The sequence below is a fragment of the Polynucleobacter sp. 35-46-11 genome (genome assembly GCF_002281105.1).
On the sequence record NZ_NCFJ01000281.1, the window covers coordinates 1 to 3,398 of the forward strand.

Consider the following 3,398-nt stretch of genomic DNA (forward strand, 5'->3'; position numbering starts at 1 on the left):
AATTAGGCTTTTTTGCTCATTTCTGTAGATTCATCACCTTGCTTGTAGACCAAAATGGGCTTTCCGCCCTCCGCAATAGTGCTCTCATCGATGACCACCTTTTGAACATTCTTTAAAGATGGTAGGTCATACATCACATCCATGAGGGAACCCTCAAGAATAGAACGCAGTCCACGTGCACCAGTTTTGCGTGCAATAGCCTTCTTGGCAATGGCTGACAGTGCTGCTGGGCGAACCTCAAGCTCAGAGCCTTCCATCGTCAATAGTGCTTGATATTGCTTAACCAAGGCATTCTTAGGCTCTGTTAGGATCTGAATCAAGGCTGTTTCATCCAATTGCGCCAGAGTTGCCACAACTGGCAGACGACCAATCAATTCAGGAATCAGACCAAACTTAATTAAATCTTCTGGTTCAACCTCAATTAAGAGGTCGCTAACGCCACGATCATCTTTACCGGGGACCGTGGCATTAAATCCAATGCCAGTCTTAGCGGTACGCTGCTGAATGACCTTTTCCAAGCCGTCAAAAGCACCGCCACAGATAAATAAGATGTTGGTTGTATCAACTTGTAAGAAATCTTGATTTGGGTGCTTACGACCACCTTGAGGCGGAACAGAGGCCATCGTGCCCTCAACCAGCTTTAACAGGGCTTGCTGAACACCTTCGCCTGATACGTCACGAGTAATGGATGGGTTATCTGATTTGCGGGAGATCTTATCGATCTCATCAATGTAAACAATGCCACGCTGGGCTTTTTCAACGTTGTAATCACAAGCCTGCAACAACTTCTGAATAATATTTTCAACGTCTTCACCAACATAGCCTGCTTCAGTTAGTGTGGTTGCGTCAGCCATGACAAAGGGCACATCAAGCATTCGAGCCAAAGTCTGAGCCAATAAAGTTTTGCCGGAGCCAGTCGGACCAATTAGCAAAATATTGCTCTTTGCTAGTTCAACACCATCAACCATAGCCTTGGCAGGAACTTTAGACTCTTTCTTATCAGCTGGCTCGACAGCTTTGCCGTCTTTATCGAGCTTCTCTTTTTTAGGTTTTGGCAAGTACTGCAAACGCTTGTAATGGTTGTAGACCGCAACCGCTAATGTCTTCTTGGCATGATCTTGGCCAATAACGTACTGATCCAGATTTTCACGAATCTGATGCGGTGTTGGCAAAGAGTCATCGCCCTCCACTTTGGGAAGTTTAGAGAGCTCTTCTTGAATGATGTCAGTACAGAGGTCAATGCACTCATCACAAATGAAAACAGATGGGCCAGCAATCAACTTCTTTACTTCGTGTTGGCTCTTACCGCAGAAAGAGCAATACAAAACTTTATCTGCGCTATTGGTGGTGTTGATATCGCTCAAGATGGCCGTCTAAATGAGAAGTAGTGATTAAGGACGTTTGTCGATGACTTTATCAATCAAGCCATACTCTTGAGCTTGATCTGCAGACATGAAGTTATCGCGATCCGTATCTTTAGCAATCGTTTCAATAGATTGGCCAGTGCGTTCAGAGAGAATCTTATTCAAACGCTCACGCAAGTACAGAATTTCACGAGCTTGAATTTCAATATCAGAAGCTTGACCACGTGCGCCACCTAATGGCTGATGAATCATGACACGTGAATTCGGCAATGCGTAACGTTTGCCCTTCTCACCTGCACACAATAAGAATGCACCCATGCTGGCAGCCATACCCATACACAAAGTACTTACGTGTGGCTTGATGAATTGCATGGTGTCATAGATCGCCAATCCAGCAGATACAGAACCACCAGGAGAGTTGATGTACAGAGAGATTTCTTTATCTGGGTTCTCGCTCTCAAGGAATAGCAACTGGGCAATCACTAAGTTTGCAGTTTGATCATTTACTTCGCCAACCAAGAACACAACCCGTTCTCTTAGTAAACGAGAGTAAATGTCATAGGCCCTCTCACCTCTACCAGAGGTTTCAATCACCATGGGAACTAAACCCAAACCTTGGGGTTCTAGATTCTCAGACTGGAAATGATTCTGGTTCATGTGATCAGGCCTTTATTTGTTAAATACTTAATTGAGCTTGCTGAGTTCTTCGAAAGTAACCGCTTTATCAATCACTTTAGCTTGCGAAGTGAAATAATTAATCACGTTATCTTCCAATACCAAGTTCTCGATATCTTTGAGGCGGCTTGGGTTGCTATAGAACCAACGTACCACTTCTTTTGGATCTTCGTAAGTGGCAGCTTGCTCATCAATCTCAGCTTTAATTTGATCAGCTGTAGCAGCCAAGTTTTGCTGCTTAACCAAGTCGCTCAATATCAAGCCAAGGCGAACACGCTTGATAGCTTGCTCAGCAAACATCTCAGCAGGAATTGGAGCGTCTTTAGCATTTGGAATGCCACGCTGCATCAAGTCTTGACGGGCAGATTCAACTAAACGCTCTTGCTCTTGAGCAACCAAAGACTTTGGTGCATCGAGCTCGCAAAGGCTGTTGAGCTTTTCCATTACTTCACCTTTTAGCAAGGAGGTAATACGACGTTTGGTTTCACGCTCTAAATTTTCTTTTACTTCTTCGCGCATCTTAGCAACGCCACCTTCAGCAACGCCCATGGACAATGCGAAAGCATCATCAACTGCTGGCAGGTGCGCCCAATTGACTGACTTCACAGTGATAGTGAAATCGGCAGTCTTACCAGCGACATCTTTGCCGTGGTAATCCGCTGGGAAGCTTAATGGGAAAGTCTTGCTCTCACCTGCTTTGAGGCCCAGTGTGGCAGCCTCAAATTCTGGGAGCATACGGCCTTCACCAAGAACGTACTCAAAGTTTTCAGCTTTACCGCCAGCAAATTCAACGCCGTCGATCTTGCCAACGAAGTCGATTACAACCTGGTCGCCAGCTTGTGCTGCAGTATTTGCACCGCCATCACCATGTGCACCGGCTTCACCACGTGGGTGGTAATGAACTTGCTGCTTACGCAATACATCTAATGCGCGATCAATTTCTGCATCAGAAATATCGGTTGTGTACTTAGTCACTTCTGCTGTACTGAAGTCGCCAATCTTTACTTCTGGCAATACTTCAAAGTAGGCATCAAACACAATGTTGTCTGCGTCTAATTCTGATTTTGGGTCAAGGCGTGGTTGACCGGCTAGAAGGATATTTTCCTTTTTAGCCAACTCAAAGAAGAGTTCTTGAGCTTTATCGAACTGCAGCTCAAAATCCACTTGCATACCGTACTGCTTTTCAACCATATTCTTAGGCACTTTGCCTGGACGGAAGCCTGGAGCTTTCATGGTCTTACCCAATTTAGCCAATTGGGTTTCTCTTGCCTTAGCCAAATCGGCACGAGCGAACTCTAAGGTCACTTTGCGGTCTAACTGACCTAAATTTTCTATCTGCACAGCCATTCTCGTCTCTTA

General features: G+C 45.1%; 3 protein-coding genes. All 3 read right to left on the reverse strand.

Annotated features, from left to right (window positions below):
• Positions 1 to 2: 2 nt before the first annotated feature.
• Genes clpX through tig form a run of 3 tightly spaced genes read right to left on the reverse strand, consistent with a single transcriptional unit; the run spans position 3 to position 3,386 of the window.
• The gene (gene clpX / locus B7Y67_RS13475; RefSeq protein ID WP_293599093.1) at positions 3 to 1,364 is read right to left on the reverse strand and encodes an ATP-dependent Clp protease ATP-binding subunit ClpX; all 1,362 of its coding nucleotides are present in this window, start codon (positions 1,362 to 1,364) and stop codon (positions 3 to 5) included.
• Between the two features lie 27 nt (positions 1,365 to 1,391).
• Positions 1,392 to 2,021, reverse strand: coding sequence for an ATP-dependent Clp endopeptidase proteolytic subunit ClpP (clpP, locus tag B7Y67_RS13480; RefSeq protein WP_215303623.1), 630 nt, complete (start codon positions 2,019 to 2,021; stop codon positions 1,392 to 1,394).
• 27 nt (positions 2,022 to 2,048) lie between these two features.
• A complete protein-coding gene (gene tig, locus B7Y67_RS13485; RefSeq protein ID WP_293599094.1) occupies positions 2,049 to 3,386 on the reverse strand; it encodes a trigger factor in 1,338 nt (445 codons plus the stop codon).
• Positions 3,387 to 3,398 lie beyond the last annotated feature (12 nt).